Genomic DNA, 16,179 nt, shown 5'->3' on the forward strand with positions numbered 1-16,179 from the left:
TCGCGAAGATCCACTATGGAGACGCCGTCGATTTCTGGATCCAGACCTAAGAAGCCCTCGAGTTCTGGATCCACAGGCAACTCGTCCTTGAGTTCCTGACTGCGCACCTGAGTGGTCAAGCTCCGCCCGGGTGAAGGCTCTGCGCCCAGTACTCTAGGAACTCCTCTTGAGCAATCGTTTCGATTGCGCCTGGCCTGGCATGCCGCACCATGTGGATGGCATCCGATGCCCGCTTGGCCTCGCCAGACTGCAGCAAAAGCATGGCAGCGACCGTTCCCGCGCGTCCCAACCCCCCCTTGCAGTGGACCACGATCCTTTGACCGCTCAGCATGTCAGCGACGAGCTCAGCACTTAGCTGTAGCCAATCTTTGAGGAGTCTGTCGTCTGGTGCGGCTCCATCAGTGATTGGCAGTCCATGCCAAGAGATGCCCTTCCCCGCCACTATCGCCGGTAAGCTCTCGATTCGAAGGTCCTTGAGCTCCCAAGGCTCAAGCAAGGTGACTAGGTGAGTGGCACCCCAGTCCTGAATAGCCGAGACGTCCACATCTAGGTCTCTCGCCCATGCTCCAGTCATGGCGACTTCCTGGTACTTGCCTGGCGCAAATGTCACCCCTATGCCGCCTCCATGGGCTCCAACAGGCAACTCTGCAATCAGTAACGGGTGGCTAGCGCTGGTGCGCATCATTTCGGCTCTCCCAACATGCGGTAACGTTCTGCGTCGTGCGCCGGGGCGCTCCCCGCTCATTCGCTGCACGGCTAGGATATCGGATGTTCAGATATCGTTGAACTGGAGAGAACACCTAAGGGTCAATATCGGAAAGTCAGATAGACAGTCTGTGGGCAGGTTGATATCCTGACAACTGGTATCGCGATTTGAGGGCTGTGTGGCCTATGTCGTTAGCCAACCGACCCTCATCGCGCCCTGGCCAGAACTGGACAATTTCGTTCGTTCAATAGGTCCCTTTCTTGCGTGCGCGTGGTGCGCGCTAGAGCGCTCAAGAACGGCTAGTTCGCCGGTAGCTGCTGAGGGGTTGGCCTCGCAGGCACTTGACACGCTTGCGACGCTGCGCGTCCTCCATCGCGAACCAGTCGAATGTTCTCGGCTTGCCGCAAGATCTCTGTATGAGCCCCTGGCTTGGTCCTACAAATCTCCGTGGTCTCGCAGTGACTTGAACCTTGAGTCGGCATTGACCCGGTCGCTCACCCAGTGGGCGGCTGAGTGCACGCCCAGTGCGAGGCGGAATCTCGGAATTTCACTGGCATCCACCGAAGCTCGAGCGTACTTGGCAAACCTTCTGCGGAAGCATCGGTTGGACCCGAAGCTAGGCGACGGGCTTCAGTCGATTGGATCGCCTGAATGGAATGCGCTCAGCTTGGGGCGTAAGCGCTACGTGCTGTGGGCGAGCATGCGAAATTCTGCCTCGGAGTTCATACAAAGCGGTTTGGATGAGCATGCCGCGAGGCGAGCACTTGATCGCGAGATAAAACGCAGATGCATCTGGTTAGCTGGACGCGAGCAAGCTGGAACCCTCGCCCGGAAGGATTTTTGCTTCTTGCCTGGTCAGGGTTGGCGTCAGCCGTTGATCCTGGACGTTGCAATGGAGACTTTCCTGCCGCTGGGCATGGCGTACTGGCTGGAACCTAGCGGCAGTTGGCAGCTTTAGCTTCTAGTCTGAGTAGACCGACCAGCTGCCACGGGTCCATGAGATGGTTTGAGGGGGCTCAGGACTCTATCGCGGTAAACGCCCCCCCCAGGTCTATATCGACGGTTCTCCAACGAAGCGCTGGACCTTGGTTGACCGGCGAGCCTGTGGCCCATTGGACGCTGGCCAAGAGATGGCCCTCTAGTACTCGTTCAGTCGCTTACGGATTGCCTCGATGGCATCGTCCAGTCCCGCGTCGTCCTCGGGGTAAGGAGAACAAAACAGTTGAACCGGGACCCAGCAATGTTCCTGTCCCGGTTGTACATAGGGGGCGTAATCATCTAGTAGCCATGCAGAGCCGATGGGCTGGGAAACGTTGGCAAGATCCTTCGTCGGCCCAGTCCAGTCTATGTATGGCAAGCGGGCAAACCAACCCGGGGCCGCTCCTTCGCAAGCCAATAGGTCGGCAATCTCGCGAAATCTAGGCTCCGGAACTGTGGTGAAGATGACTAGACCCTCAAAGAGCGACTTTGCCGACTCCAGAAATTCGTAGAGGCCCGGGCGCGGGATCTGGCTTACAGCGTTGGAAATCAGCGTTCCTTCTAAGTCCAAGGCGAGGATGGACGGGCGCATTGTGTAATGGTCCTCTTTGGCGGGGGTGAACGTCGGTACCGCTACCAAGCCCCGCCGGAGGGTGATCCGCCGGCGGGGCTTGGTAGCATCAGACATCTTCGAACTCGCTCGCTTGCTTGAGTTGGTTCTCAAGGAAATCAATGCGCTTCTGAAGATCGGCACTTAGATAGGCTTTGTCCGTAAAGTCCATTGCTGTCTCAGGGATCATCTCCAGCTCGACGCGTGTGGATGTAGCTTGACGAATTGCCAAGGTGGTCCAGGCCTTATCGCCCTTGACGAATCCGACAGTGAATCGAGCCGTAACATGGTGTTCGGGCTTGAGGCCTTCGATGGAACGGAAATCGCTGCGCACCTTCGACGTGGCTACAGGCTGTACATCGCCATTGATGTACAGCGCCGCATTCCAGCTCGCTTCGCTCAATGGCAGTGTTGAGCGGTTGATGATGCGGGCGGTGATGACTGGCTTGGGCCCAAAGAAGCTGTTTTCCATCCGGAACTCTGGATCAACCGCACTGACCCTCTTTAGCTCGGCGATAGTAGGAAGTTGATCGTTGGCCTCCTGTCGTAGCGCTTCTATCTCCTTGGGATTGCTATCCCTGATGTGCTTAACCTGCCCTCTCACCACCTGCCTTACGGAAGCGTTTGGGTAGGTCTGGTTCAGTTTTTCAAGAAGGTCGGCAGGGATTCGTGAGAAAAACAGCCGAATCGTCTCTAACACCATGATTCAACGAGGAAACACCCCTCGACGTCAGGCAGTTCGTGGATTACAGACCTAGGCTTGATTGAACCAGAAGCCGCGTGACACAGGCATTCCTGGAGTACTGCTCAGGCACGCGTGCCCTTCTTGAATATTGGATTCAAGAGTTTCCACGCTCCTGACCCAACGGAAACCTTCAAGAAGGCTCTGACCGTCGCCTGATCCATTGCAGTAGTTCCTCGTGCGGGATCGTACGTCCAGCGTCGACGTCGGCCATACCCTCGCGGGTCCGCCGTTCCTTCTCTTCCTCGGTCAATCCCGGAAGGAGTGCTAGTAGCTTATCTTCAGGGCTCATAGGCCGATGAGCTGTGCTCAAGTTGGCTTGATTCTCGTGAAAAAATATGGGCAGGATCTGGGGATCATCCAAGCCCGCCGGCAAAGGCAGCGATACGTCGTGGACCGCCAAGTCGATGATGACGTCCAAATCTGAGCATAAGGGCTGTATGGCGGTGGTCACCAGACGAGCCGCCCGCTCGGCGAAAGCCAGGTCCACCACCAGCCAGATCAACAGACCGGGAGGCTGTTCGACGCCCCCTGACGAGTGAGTTTCCAGGAGATAGGCCGACGAGACGAAGTCGGCGTGCTCAAGGCTGCCGCTGATGGCCGGAGCGAGCCAAGCCGGCGCGGCCTGGGCAGGTCTCACCGCGAACTCCGCCGGCGCCAGACGTTCCACCCTGGCCAGAAAGCCCGTATCCAACAATGTCGCAACCTCTTCCGGGTACAGGACAACGCCGCCGTAGTTGGGATTGAGCATCAACGTCGCGCCGCGAGTACCGGTTAGCAGCTCACGGCCTGAAACTCCCAGAATTCTGACAGCAGACGAGCTGGCCGCCTGCGCCTTGTCGAGCGAGGTAAAGAAAGGGATCGCATCGAAACCGTCAGGATGGCGGAACTGGACCAGCCGCAGTGTCTGCGCGTCGTCCGAGATGGGCGCATGCACGTACACGATCGCATCCATCAGTCGCTTGAAGAATGCGCGTTCCTCGGCCGCACTGTCGCGGGCCCGTTCAAAGGAAGCCTCCAGCGCTGTCTCCGCAGACGTAGTCCCTCTTCCACGCGGCCTGCTCGGTTGCTTCATGGTCAGATGCGATGAGGGCCGAGCGGGTACCCGGAGAACCAATCCGCCTCGATCTCGCTGCTCAGGTAGGGTCGTACGAAGGCCGACTGGGTCAGCGCTCGCAGCCGCTCTTCGTGCTCAGCAATCGCCTCGATGTCGCTGACGGTTGGATAGTGCCGCAGCAGTCGATATGCCTCTTGCCGCACCTCTTTAGGCACGGCTTGGCTGGCCGCTAGCTGCCTGAGGAACGCGCCCGCCTGCAGCACATTGCGGGTGCGCTCAGATGGCATCGTCATGACATCAAGAATGACTAGCACTAAGGAATGCTTAGCTTATCGCGTTTGTGGCCGGCCAGGGCACGGTGCAACTACAGACCTTGCGATTCCTGTATTAATGTAATATAATCAATAACTTAATTCGCATAAGTGAGCGTTATGTCCATGGAGTGAGGGCCAATAGGAACGAGCAGGTAGCCTGAGCCTTCCCATGATGGGAAGGTCAACAACGCGGGACGGATTACCACTCAACTTGCCTGTCGTTTGACCTTCCCACCGTGGGAAGGCTCATCGTCACGCCGTCGGCAAACCGCCGATGCTTTTGGAGGGTTGTCCATGAATCTCGTTGTTGAAGGTATGACCTGTGGTCACTGTGTCCGAACGGTCACCCAAGCCATTCAGGCCCTTGACCCCCACGCCCAGGTGGACGTCGATCTGGGCAGTGGCGTGGTCAAGATCGAGGGCCTGCTTGCCGTAGAACAGGCGGTTGAGGCTATCCAGCGGCAAGGCTATGTGATCGCTGCGGTGCTCCCTTCTGAGGCTGGTACGCCGGCCGCCCCGGCCGTCGCATCCTCCTGCTGCGGCGGATGCCACCGCTGAGTCCGCGCGAGGGCTTGATCCTGATCAATGACAGTCGGCCCCAAGAGGGCTAGACTGGCCATCATGAGAGCTCGCACGTCCCCTGCCCTGATCTGCCCAGCGTCCGCAGGCGCTGCTTCGGGCGTGCGGGAGCTGTCATGGTGAGGCTGCTGAGGCGATGGCGGCGACCCCGTTCTCGTGCCCGACTGGCATGGCTGGGACTGTGGGCGCTGCTGCTGCAGCAACTCGCGCTGGTGGCTTACGCCTGTCCGCTGGAATCGGTGGAAGCTGGACAAGCGACCCTGATGGTCGGTTGCGAAGAGATGTCCACGCCGGATCCCGATGCTCCGGCGTTGTGCGACCAGCATTGCCAGCGCGATCACATCGCCACGGCCGATGCGAAGGCCCCTCAAGTGCCTTACCAGCCCGCGCTGGCCGCCTTCGCGCTGGTGCAGGCTCTGTTGCCACCGGTACACGCGCAGTTGTATCGGGATGTTCCGGTGTGCGTGTCCGATCCGCCTCCCCTGCAGCGCTTCTGTAGCCTGCTGATTTAAGCCCCCTCCTGGATTGACCCGTGCTCGTGCTGCATGCGTTGCAGCGCGCTCGTTGTCGTTTCCCGGAGGTCTTATGGAGATGTCTTTCTTCTTGCGTGCAAGGCGCAAGATGGCGTGTGGGTTCGTGTTTGCCCTGGCGCTCAGTGGTCCTGTGCTGGCGGCATCGCCCGCTATCCCGATCAGCTACACAGAAGCCCTACAACGGGCGCTTGCTAACGCCCCAACCCTGCAGGTGCGCCGATCGCAGATCGATGCCAGTACCGAAGAAGCCGCGCGTGCTGGCGCGCTTCCCGACCCACGTTTGATCGTGGGGCTGGCGAACTGGCCCGTCAGCGGACCCGATGCCTTCAGCTTGCGGGCCGATGAGATGACCACCCAGCAAATCGGTCTGATGCAGGAGTTTCCTGCGCGTGCGAAACGACGTGCCGAGCACGCGTTGGCGCAAGCGACGCTGGCGCAAGCGCGCTCACTGTCGATGGCCGAACAGCAGATGGTGGCCCAAGCGGCCGCGCTGGCCTGGATCGAGCTGTGGAGTACGCAGCAAGCCGTAGATGCGTTGGAAGGTCTGCGCGAGCCGGCCCGTATAGCCGAGCGTGCGGCGCGTGCTCGCTTGGCAGGCGGCACGGCCGGGGCCAGTGATGTGCTTGCCGCCCAGGCCGCCCTACTGCAGTTGGACAATCGCCTGGAGCAGGTACATGCGGAGCACGCCGCCGCGCAGGCCGGCCTGGCGCGGTGGTTGGGTATTGCACCAGAGGCGATCTTGGCCAGTGGTGCGGCACCGGATTTTTCGCAGTTGCCATTGGAGCCCACCCAACTGCTGGCCAAACTGGACCAACACACGCCACTACTGGGCTGGGAGGCACGCGAGAGCTTAGCCCAGGCCCAGGTGGATGCGGCCGTGGCCGAAACCCGCCCGGATTGGAGTGTGGAGCTCACCTACGGACGTCGCGAGCGCGCACCCGACGGCATGGCGCGCAGCGACATGCTCATGGTGGAAGTGGGTGTGGGCCTGCCGCTGTTCCAGAAGAACCGCCAAGCACGAGGCATCGCGGCACGGCGGGCCGAGCTGGAGGCGGTGTCCGCAGAGCGCGATGAGGCCCGGCGCATCCAAGCCGAGTCGGTGCAACGCGCGATAGCGCGATGGCGCGGGTTAACCGGCCAGTTGGAGCGCCAGAACACGCAGAGCCTGCCTTTGGCGCGCGATCGTGCACGCACGGCGTTGGCCGCCTACGGCGCCGGTGCCGACCTGCAGCCGTGGCTGGAAGCGCGGCGCGATGAGATCGAATTGCACCTGGAGAACGCCCGTCTGCTGGGCGAACAGGGCCGTGCCTGGGCGGCACTGGCCTATCTGCTACCCCATGAGGAGAACACGCCATGAGCCCGACCAAGACGCGTCTCACACAGCTCGCCGTGGCCCTCGGGTTGCTGGCGCTCGGCTTTGCCGGCGGCTACGCCTGGATGACTCGAACCTCTGATACCACCCCGCCCCCCGGCACGAGCGTCGCAGATCAAGCACGCAAGGTGCTGTACTGGTACGACCCCATGGCGCCGGAGCAGCGATTCGACAAGCCGGGCAAATCTCCGTTCATGGATATGGAGTTGCTGCCCAAATACGCAGATGAGGCCATAGGGGGCGGAACGCAGATCGATCCGCGCCTGCAGCAGAACGTGGGCATACGCACTCAGGAAGTGACGGTAGAGTTACTAGGGACTGCCGTACGCGTGCCGGGCACACTGACGTGGGATCTGACCCAGGAAAGCGTGATCAGTGCGCGCATGGAAGGCTTGATCACCCACGTGCAGGTAAAGGCGCCGTTTACCGAGGTTCGTCGTGGTCAAACGCTGGCCACCGTGCAGGCCCCGGCATGGAACGCGGCCATCGCCGAAGCACATGCCCTGAGCCAAGCTCAGTCCGCGGGCGCGCGTGAGCTGCAGGGTGCGGCGCAACAACGGTTGCGTTCGTTGGGTGTTCCTTCTGGCGCCTCGGCCAGAAGTGGCGTCGTGCTTAGCGCAGACCACAGTGGTGTCGTGACCGAGATCCTGGCACGCGAGGGACAGACGGTGATGCCCGGTACGCCACTGTTCAAGATCAATGGGCTGGACACGTTGTGGCTGGAGGCCTCGGTACCCCAGGCAGCGCTGGGCACCTTGCGGCCGGGGACCTCAGTGCAGGCCACGGTCAGTGCCTGGCCGGCAGAGCGCTTTGCCGGACAGATCCAGGCGTTGCTTCCCCAGGTCGACATGGCTAGTCGCACGCAGCGGGCGCGAATTGTGCTGCGCAACCCGCAGCGTCGGCTGGTGCCGGGCATGTTCGCCGAGGTTCTGGTGCAGCCCGACGCCGAGCAGGCCCTGCCAGTCGTTCCCACGGAGGCGCTGATCGCCACCGGGCGGGACAGCCGGGTCATCGTGCAGGATCCGGACGGGAGCTTCCGGCCAGTGCGGGTGAGTGTGGGACGTAGCGTGCAAGGGCGCACGCAGATCGTGGCAGGCTTGGCCGGTGGTGAACGCGTGGTCGTCTCGGGTCAGTTCTTGCTCGACTCCGAAGCCAGTCTCTCCGGTGCGTTGGAGCGCCTGGGTGCTGCACAACCGACACGCCCTGCCAGCGCATCAGGTGTGCACGAGCGCCATGACGCCGGGCACGAACCACGCACTGTCGTGCCGTCACCGTCCAGACAGCCGGCGCCTGTCGCGCCAGACACCTCCACCTCTACGCCGCCGCGCTGCCCGGTGCAGTACTGGTATGACCCGATGGTGCCGGAGAAGCATTTCGACAAGCCGGGCAAGTCACCGTTCATGGATATGCAGTTGGTACCCAAGTTCGGCCCCGCCGCAGCCGCTGATTGCCAGGCAAGCGAGGTCATGTCCGAAGCGATGGAGGGCACACCATGATCGCGCGCCTGATCCATGCTTGCATCGCCAATCGCGTGCTGGTGCTGGTTGCCGCCGCGCTGCTGGCGGTGGTCGGTATCTGGTCGGTAAAGAACACGCCGCTGGATGCGCTGCCGGACCTGTCCGATACCCAGGTCATCATCCGCACGCAATGGGCGGGGCAAACCCCGCGCATCATCGAAGACCAGGTCACCTACCCGTTGGCCACCACGATGTTGTCCGTGCCGGGCGTGAAGGCGGTACGCGGCTTCTCCTTCTTCGGTGATTCATTCGTCTACATCCTGTTTGACGATGCCACTGATCTTTACTGGGCGCGCTCTCGAGTGCTCGAGTACTTGAGCCAGGTACGCGATCGACTTCCGCCGAATGTGAATCCGGCGCTGGGTCCTGATGCGACAGGACTGGGCTGGATCTACCAGTACGCCTTGGTGGATCGGACAGGTCAACGTGATGTGGGGCAGCTGCGTGCGTTGCAGGACTGGTTTCTTCGTTATGAGCTAAAAACCGTGCCGGACGTGGCTGAAGTAGCCAGTGTGGGCGGTGCGGTGCGCGCCTGGCAGATCCAGCCCGATCCGCAGGCGTTGGCGGCCCGTGGACTGACGGTGGCCGAGCTCATCGAGGCGGTGGATGCGGCCAACGGCGCTACCGGGGGCTCGGTGATCGAACAAGGCGAAGCCGAACTGATGGTGCGCAGCGAAGGCTACCTGCGCACACAGGAGGCGTTCGAACAGGTGCCGGTAACCGGCAACGACGGCATCCCCGTCCTGCTCGGCGAGGTGGCCACGATCAGTCGCGGGCCGGTCTTCCGTCGTGGTATCGCAGAGTTGGATGGTCAAGGTGAGGTGGCCGGCGGCGTGATCGTCCTGCGGACCGGCAAGGATGCCTTGGGGGCCATTCGGAACGTCAAAGCGCGACTGCAGGCGTTGCAATCCAGCTTGCCCGAGGGCGTGGAAGTGGTGCCGGTGTACGACCGCTCCGAGCTGATCCAGGATGCGGTACGCAACCTCACCCACAAGCTTGGCGAAGAGTTTCTGGTCGTAGCGCTGGTATGCCTGCTGTTCCTGTGGCACCTACGCTCGGCGTTGGTGGCCGTCATCACCCTGCCTTTGGGTATCCTGGCGGCCTTCATCGTGATGCACGCCCAGGGGATCTCCGCCAACTTGCTGTCATTAGGCGGCATCGCCATCGCCATTGGTGCGATGGTCGATGCAGCGGTGGTGATGATCGAAAATGCACACAAGCATCTGGAGCACTGGCGGGAGGCGCACGGCCGGGAACCTCAGGGTGAGGAGCGCTGGCAGCTGATGGCCCGCTCGGCGGCCGAGGTCGGACCGGCCCTGTTCGCCAGCTTGCTGGTCATCACCCTGTCTTTCGTGCCGGTTTTTGCCCTGCAGGCGCAGGAAGGGCGATTGTTCTCGCCTCTGGCCTACACCAAGACCTACGCGATGGCCGCCGCAGCAGGGTTGTCGGTGACCTTGATCCCCGTCTTGATGGGCTACCTGATCCGCGGCCGCATCCGCCCGGAACAGCAGAACCCCATCAATCGCATCCTGATCGCTGGCTATCGGCCCATCCTGCTGTGGGTCCTCAAACATCCCGGTGTCACCTTGCTGCTCAGCGGCCTGCTGCTAGTGCTCACCTTGATCCCCTTTAGCCGGTTGGGCAGTGAGTTCATGCCGCCCTTGGAAGAAGGCAGCCTGTTGTACATGCCCACGGCCCTGCCCGGCCTGTCCGCCGACAAGGCCCGTCAGTTGCTCCAGCTCTCGGGCCGGATGATCAAGACCGTACCGGAGGTTGAGCACGTGTTCGGCAAGGCGGGCCGTGCCGAAAGTGCGACCGATCCGGCACCGATCGAAATGTTTGAGACCACCGTGACCTTCAAGCCGCGGGATCAATGGCGCCCGGGCATGACCCCCCAGAAGCTACGCCAGGAGTTGGACGCAGCGGTCAAGATTCCCGGTCTGACCAACCTATGGGTCCCGCCCATTCGCAATCGCATCGATATGTTGGCCACCGGCATCAAGAGCCCGATTGGGATCAAGGTCTCCGGACCCGATGTGGAGCAGATCGAGCGCCTGAGCCAGCAGATCGAGCAGGTGGCCAAGACTGTGCCCGGCGTGAGTTCGGCACTGGCCGAACGCGTCACGGGTGGGCGCTATGTCGATGTACAGGTGCGCCCGGAAATCGCTGCACGTTACGGATTCACTCAAGGCCAACTCCAGCAACTGATTGCCACGGTCGTTGGCGGTGATCCAATCGGGGAAACGATCGAGGGGCGCGAACGCTATCCCATCGTCTTGCGCTACCCCCGTGGCCAGCGTGACTCGTTGCAGGCCTTGCAGGATCTGCCGCTGATCGCGCCAGGCGGTGTGCAACTGACCTTGAGCCAGGTGGCGGAGCTGTCAATCAGCCCAGGCCCGCCGATGCTCAAGAGCGATAACGGCCGGTTGGTGGGCTACATCTACGTGGATGTGGCCGATCGCGACTTGGGATCGGTGGTCCAGGACCTGCAAGCCGCGGTGCAGACCCAGGTGAGTTTGCCTGCCGGCTATGGTCTGGCGTGGTCGGGGCAGTACGAGTATCTGCAACGGGCTTTGGCACGCCTGCAATGGGTGGTGCCCGCGGCGTTGGCGATCATCTTCCTGGTCATCTGGATGGTGTTTCGCCGGCTTAGCGATGTATCCATCATCCTGCTCAGCTTGCCCTTGGCGTTGGTGGGCGGTTTCTGGTTGATCTGGGGGCTGGGCCATGCGATTTCGGTGGCCAGCATGATCGGATTCATCGCCCTGGGCGGCGTTGCGGCTGAGTTCGGCGTCATCATGCTGCTGTACCTGCGTCATGCCTGGGAGCAGCGCTTGGCCAGCGGTGCGCCGGAAGATGTGTCTACCCTGCAAGAGGCTATCTACGAAGGCGCCGTGCAACGGGTGCGCCCGAAGGCGATGACGGTAGCCGTCATCCTGGCCGGGTTGTTTCCGCTTTTCGTCGGTGCCGGTGCCGGCTCGGAGGTCATGCAACGTATCGCCGCGCCGATGCTGGGTGGCATGCTCACCGCACCGGTGCTCTCTATGGTGGTGATTCCCGCAGCGTTCTATCTAGTGCGGCGACGTGGATTGCGCGCGGCGCGGGGCGACCAATGAGAGACAGACTGAGCACTTGAGGTAAGTCCCCACAAAAAGACGCCAGTCATGGAAGAAGTCATGACTGGCGTCAAAGGGGAGAGTACCGCCTACATGCTTACTTATCAGTGCCCGGCGTGCGGGGAAATCTCAAAGCTCAGCGACGCCCGATCCGACACAAAATCCAAACCCTTTTGTGTAGAGGGCACAATGTGATTGGTGTGGATGTACCAGGTCTTGGCGGTGGTCACCTGGAAACTGGCTTGGCCTTGGGCATCGGTGCGCAGGAGCGTAGCGCTACCGTGCCCACCCTTGACCGGTGCGTCAGCACGATGACCGACGTACACGCGTAGGTTGGGCACTGGCGTGCCCTGCTGCAGCACCTGGAACGACAGCTGTTCGCCGACCTTCACGCTTCCAGGATTGCGGGCCAAGCGGATCTCCAGCGGATAGCCCAGCGAGGCAGCGAAATCGTCGGTCAGTTTTGTGCCCACCTGTCCAATGGTACGAGCATGCTTGGTATAGCTATAGGTGACCCCTTTGGGAAACTTGCTCGCATCATAGGTGGCCAGGGTATCGGGCAAGTCTTCCAACTCCAGGTACTTGCCGAACTCGCTGGCCGTACGCGTGCTGGTGGAGGCCATCGTCGAGACCCCCAGCAGATAGGTGCCCTCGCCCGCCGGATGCACGGTGAGCTGGCTCTGCTTGCCGACCTCTTTCCAACTGGCCAAGTCCGGTGCAGCCTTAGCGCCGCCCTGACTCAGCGAAACGTCCTGTAGACGCGCTCGGGTGACTGCACCTGCACTTTCATCGAAGGTGCCATTGTTCACCAACGCTGTGTTCGCCTCGCCCGCTGCGGTGCCAGGCTTGGAGAAAGCGACAAACAGGTCGTGCGCACCGGCACTGCCGGCCACAGCGAACAGCAGTAGTGTGGCGGATAGTTGCGTGTTTCTCATGATGTGTAGCTCCTCGTGATCGTGGCTTACCAGTGGTAACCAAAGCGGACATTCCAGCGACGACCCAGCAAGTCGTACGTCATGGTGTCGGTGTCGGTGTTGGGGTTGTTCTTCACGAACGGCGCCTTCTTATCGAGCACTTTTTCAACGCCGGCGGAGATATCCCACTTCTTCTTGATGCCGTAGCTCAGTTGCAGGCTGTGGTACACCACGCTGGACACATGCGAGCCGATCGTGTCGGGCACGGCGATGATGTCGTCCGCGCTGCCGATGTACTGCGCCGAATAGACGCCGGTCCAACGGTTCTTGCCCATACGCAGTGAGCCCAAGCCACGCCACTGGGTGTAGCTACCCAAGCCGCTGGTGATCTTGCCGGCGTACTCAATGGTGGTGGCCCCGGGCGTGAGCGCCCCCAACCCACGCGGGGTGAGTCTGGAGGTCCTGGAAGCCCTGCTGGATCTGGTCATGGCCTCGGGCAAGGTACGTGTGGTCGACGTGGCGGAACTGTGTCCGCCCCTGGATCCGGATCAAGCCACCGCACGTGTGGCCGCGCGTTTGATCCACCGAATGGTCAGTGCGCAGGCTCAGTGAAGTGATATCGGCTGGCAAAAGGCAGTGAGCTAATGGGAACGCTCAGCCAGCAACTGCTTCATTTGCGCGATCTCCTGTGTCTGCGAGGTAATAATGTCCTGGCAGAGCTTCACCAACTCAGGATCCTTCAGACGATTCTCCTCACACATCAGGATGGCGCCAGCGTGGTGGGGAATCATCGAACGGATGAACTGTTTGTCAGTGACCGCTGCTTGAGTGCGAATGCCCCACCAGCAGAACAGCATGAACGCCACCGTCAGACCAGCCAGAATCAGATTGCGTCGGCGATCGGGGTACATGCTGGACATTAGCCACAGCTCGATCAGCAGCATGGGAGCGGCCATCAGGCCCGCCATGTAGAACTGGTTCACGTTGTTATAGACGTTAGCCCACTGATCGACCATTGCGTACATCAATGCGTACATGGCCACGAAAGACAGGCCCATCATCAACAACAGGCGGCCGTAATGGCCTTGATGCCCTTGTTGTGCCTGGTGGGCAGGTTGGTGTGAGGCGTGCGGTTTTGCGTGCTGGGACTGCGGGTCTTGCGCGTTTTCGTGCGTACCGTGCGAAGAGGACATAACAATCTCCGTGGGAATGGCAGAACGGCGGAAGAACCCGCGAACTGTTGGAACAGCTCCCGGGCTGAGAACACTTACATACCCTTGCCGGCAGCGAATTCCTGCGGGCTCAGCTTGCCATCTTTGTTGCTATCGAGCATGCCAAAGTGCGGCGCCAGCTTGTGCTTGGCCAGTTCTTCCTTGGACAGCGAGCCGTCCTTGTTGGCATCGAGCTTGGTGAAATCGGCATCGGCCGCCGCCGGCTTGTGCTGACCGTGGTCGGTGGTGGGCGTGGTGGTCTGGCCGCCGGCGAAGGCCGCGCCCGCCATCAGGAACAAGGCCATCATCGAGAGGGAGGCATAACGCTTCATTGCAGTACTCCTTGTGGGATATGAGCCATCAGTGACAGGAATGGCCGCGCGCAGGCTCATCGGCGCGGTCAGGGTGGGGGGTGGCAACAACGGTGGAGCCGGACAAACGCAGGGCATTGGTGACCACCGAAACCGAGCTCAGGCTCATGGCCAGGGCCGCCATCATCGGACTGAGCAAAAGGCCGAAGCTGGGATACAGCAAGCCGGCGGCGATAGGCACGCCGATGGCGTTGTAGACGAAGGCGAAGCCCAGGTTCTGCTTCATATTGGCCACCGTCAAAGACGAGATGGCACGGGCTTGCACGATGCGCCTCAAATCACCCTTGACCAGGGTGAGCTGGGCGCTGGACATGGCCACATCCGTGCCCGTCCCCATCGCGATGCCCACATCGGCTGCCGCCAGGGCCGGCGCATCGTTGATGCCATCGCCAGCCATGGCCACGCGACGACCCTGGGCTTTGAGTTGCTGGACCAGGTCGGCCTTGTCCTGCGGCTTGACGCCACCACGCACATCCTCGATGCCCAGCGTGCGCCCCACGGCCTCGGCCGTCGCCTGTGCGTCACCGGAGGCCATCACCACGTGCAGGCCATCGGCACGTAGCAGGTTCAAGGCAGGCAAGGTCGTGGCTTTGATGGGATCAGCCACCGCAATGGCGCCGGCCAACCGACCATTGACCGCCAGGAACATCACGCTAGCGCCTTCTTTCCGAAGACGCTCGGCGCTGCTTTGCAAAGGTGCTACATCGGCGCCAACCGACGCCATCAGGCTTTGGTTGCCGAGCACGACATCCTGATCGGACACGCGCCCGCGGACGCCTTGGCCGGTGAGCGAATCAAAATCTTGGGCGGCCACCAGGTTCAAGCCACGTCGCTGGGCTTCAGCCACGATGGCCTCGGCCAAGGGGTGCTCACTGCCCTGCTCCAAGCTGCCGGCCAAACAAAGGATCTGATCGGCGTCGAAGCCGGCGTTGGAGAGCGTGTCGCGAAAGGCTGGACGCCCCTCGGTCAACGTACCGGTCTTGTCCACGATCAACGTGTCGATCAGACGTAGCTGCTCGATCGCCTGAGCATCGCGGAACAGGACCCCGACCTGCGCAGCGCGGCCAGTGGCGACCATGATCGACATGGGGGTAGCCAAACCCAAGGCACACGGGCAAGCAATGATCAGAACCGATACGGCATTGAGGACGGCAAAGGTCCAGGACGGTTCGGGTCCAAACAGACCCCATCCGAAGAACGTGAGCACCGCCGTGGCCAGCACGGCCAGGACAAACCAGTACGCCACCTTGTCCGCCATACGCTGCATCGGCGCGCGGGAGCGCTGGGCTTGGGCTACCAACTGCACAATCTGCGCCAGTACCGTCCCGGATCCGACTTTGTCCGCCCGGATGACTAAGGCGCCCGTCCCGTTGAGCGTGGCGCCTATAACGTGATCACCGACAGCCTTCTCCACCGGAATGGGTTCACCGGTCAGCATCGACTCATCGACACTGGCGCGGCCTTCGATGACTTCCCCATCGACCGGCACCTTCTCGCCCGGTCGTACGCGAAGCAGATCACCCACGTGCACGTGATCCAGCGCAACGTCCTCTTCGCCCCCATCGGGTTTGACGCGGCGAGCCGTCTTGGGCGCCAATCCCAGCAGGGACTTGATGGCCGCCGAGGTTTTGGAACGCGCCCGCAGTTCCAGCAGCTGTCCGAGCAGGGTGAGCGAGACGATGACCGCTGCCGCCTCGAAGTAGACCCCTACCCGTCCATGCTCGCGGAAAGAGTCCGGAAACAGGTCCGGTGCCACGGTGGCCACCACGCTGTAGCCAAACGCGGCGGCCACGCCGATGCCGATCAGCGTCCACATGTTGGGGCTGCGATTGCCGATGGACTGTAGGCAGCGCTCAAAGAAAGGCCACCCCGCCCAGAGCACCACCGGGGCGCTCAGCACGAGCTCAATCCAGGTGCGCGCCTGCGTGGACAAGCCGGGCAGACGGTGTCCCAGCATGGCCAAGACCAGGACGATCAACGTCAAAGGCAACGTCCACCAGAACCTTCGGGTGAAATCGCGTAACTCTGGATTGTCGTCCTCCTCCAGCGAGGGCATCTCCGGCTCCAGCGCCATGCCGCAGATCGGACAGGTGCCGGGACCTGGCTGACGAATCTGCGGATGCATCGGGCAGGTGTAGACCGTGGCGTGGGTACCGCTG

At 61.8% G+C, this 16,179-nt stretch carries 16 protein-coding genes; 6 read left to right on the forward strand and 10 right to left on the reverse strand.

The genetic code is table 11. The annotated features are described in order from the left end of the window. Positions 1-115: 115 nt before the first annotated feature. The 5 genes from ACZLIF_RS10570 to ACZLIF_RS10590 all read right to left on the reverse strand — a co-directional run bounded on the left by ACZLIF_RS10570 (position 116) and on the right by ACZLIF_RS10590 (position 4,407). Positions 116-745, reverse strand: coding sequence for a cyclin-dependent kinase inhibitor 3 family protein (locus ACZLIF_RS10570; protein ID WP_306341171.1), 630 nt, complete (start codon positions 743-745; stop codon positions 116-118). A gap of 1,099 nt (positions 746-1,844) precedes the next feature. Continuing rightward, positions 1,845-2,276, reverse strand: coding sequence for an NIF family HAD-type phosphatase (locus ACZLIF_RS10575; RefSeq protein ID WP_031269101.1), 432 nt, complete (start codon positions 2,274-2,276; stop codon positions 1,845-1,847). A gap of 88 nt (positions 2,277-2,364) precedes the next feature. Then, positions 2,365-2,997 carry a hypothetical protein gene (locus ACZLIF_RS10580; RefSeq protein ID WP_021201832.1) on the reverse strand — a complete coding sequence of 211 codons (633 nt, stop codon included), beginning with the start codon at positions 2,995-2,997 and terminating at the stop codon, positions 2,365-2,367. A gap of 172 nt (positions 2,998-3,169) precedes the next feature. Then, positions 3,170-4,111: an SseB family protein gene (locus ACZLIF_RS10585; protein ID WP_049401588.1), complete on the reverse strand. Its 942-nt coding sequence runs from the start codon at positions 4,109-4,111 to the stop codon at positions 3,170-3,172. Positions 4,112-4,113: 2 nt separating this feature from the next. Continuing rightward, positions 4,114-4,407, reverse strand: coding sequence for a BPSL0761 family protein (locus tag ACZLIF_RS10590; protein WP_223224794.1), 294 nt, complete (start codon positions 4,405-4,407; stop codon positions 4,114-4,116). A gap of 315 nt (positions 4,408-4,722) precedes the next feature. Here ACZLIF_RS10590 and ACZLIF_RS10595 point away from each other — a divergent pair, with 315 nt between their 5' ends. From ACZLIF_RS10595 to ACZLIF_RS10615, 5 genes are all read left to right on the forward strand, one after another. Further along, positions 4,723-4,965 (forward strand): heavy-metal-associated domain-containing protein, encoded by a 243-nt coding sequence (locus tag ACZLIF_RS10595; RefSeq protein ID WP_224482004.1) that lies wholly within the window; start codon positions 4,723-4,725, stop codon positions 4,963-4,965. A gap of 137 nt (positions 4,966-5,102) precedes the next feature. Continuing rightward, positions 5,103-5,498 (forward strand): hypothetical protein, encoded by a 396-nt coding sequence (locus ACZLIF_RS10600; RefSeq protein ID WP_005413404.1) that lies wholly within the window; start codon positions 5,103-5,105, stop codon positions 5,496-5,498. 79 nt (positions 5,499-5,577) lie between these two features. Continuing rightward, positions 5,578-6,876, forward strand: coding sequence for a TolC family protein (locus ACZLIF_RS10605; protein ID WP_024957398.1), 1,299 nt, complete (start codon positions 5,578-5,580; stop codon positions 6,874-6,876). Further along, positions 6,873-8,387: an efflux RND transporter periplasmic adaptor subunit gene (locus ACZLIF_RS10610; protein WP_005413406.1), complete on the forward strand. Its 1,515-nt coding sequence runs from the start codon at positions 6,873-6,875 to the stop codon at positions 8,385-8,387. The genes ACZLIF_RS10605 and ACZLIF_RS10610 overlap by 4 nt, the downstream gene beginning before the upstream one ends. Further along, positions 8,384-11,524 carry an efflux RND transporter permease subunit gene (locus tag ACZLIF_RS10615; RefSeq protein ID WP_005413407.1) on the forward strand — a complete coding sequence of 1,047 codons (3,141 nt, stop codon included), beginning with the start codon at positions 8,384-8,386 and terminating at the stop codon, positions 11,522-11,524. Before ACZLIF_RS10610 ends, ACZLIF_RS10615 begins: the two co-directional genes overlap by 4 nt. Positions 11,525-11,628: 104 nt before the next feature. On the opposite strand, the gene ACZLIF_RS10620 is transcribed toward ACZLIF_RS10615, so the two are convergent. Continuing rightward, complete coding sequence (locus ACZLIF_RS10620; protein WP_005413408.1) at positions 11,629-12,459, reverse strand: DUF4198 domain-containing protein; 831 nt, start codon at positions 12,457-12,459, stop codon at positions 11,629-11,631. A gap of 26 nt (positions 12,460-12,485) precedes the next feature. Next, the gene (locus ACZLIF_RS10625) at positions 12,486-12,815 is read right to left on the reverse strand and encodes a TonB-dependent receptor (protein WP_223025135.1); all 330 of its coding nucleotides are present in this window, start codon (positions 12,813-12,815) and stop codon (positions 12,486-12,488) included. Between the two features lie 46 nt (positions 12,816-12,861). On the opposite strand from ACZLIF_RS10625, the gene ACZLIF_RS10630 reads away from it, so the two are divergent. Continuing rightward, entirely contained in the window at positions 12,862-13,050 is a 189-nt protein-coding gene (locus ACZLIF_RS10630) for an arginase family protein (RefSeq protein WP_187756563.1), read from the forward strand. A 29-nt stretch (positions 13,051-13,079) separates the two neighbouring features. Here ACZLIF_RS10630 and ACZLIF_RS10635 read toward each other — a convergent pair whose 3' ends face one another. The 3 genes from ACZLIF_RS10635 to ACZLIF_RS10645 form a co-directional block, all read right to left on the reverse strand. Next, positions 13,080-13,631, reverse strand: a complete 552-nt coding sequence (locus ACZLIF_RS10635; protein WP_031269107.1) for a DUF305 domain-containing protein — start codon at positions 13,629-13,631, stop codon at positions 13,080-13,082. Positions 13,632-13,705: 74 nt separating this feature from the next. Next, entirely contained in the window at positions 13,706-13,981 is a 276-nt protein-coding gene (locus tag ACZLIF_RS10640) for a hypothetical protein (RefSeq protein ID WP_005413412.1), read from the reverse strand. A 28-nt stretch (positions 13,982-14,009) separates the two neighbouring features. Further along, entirely contained in the window at positions 14,010-16,145 is a 2,136-nt protein-coding gene (locus ACZLIF_RS10645; RefSeq protein ID WP_024957401.1) for a copper-transporting P-type ATPase, read from the reverse strand. Positions 16,146-16,179 lie beyond the last annotated feature (34 nt).

It is taken from the genome of Stenotrophomonas sp. 2201_Sma (genome assembly GCF_056486685.1).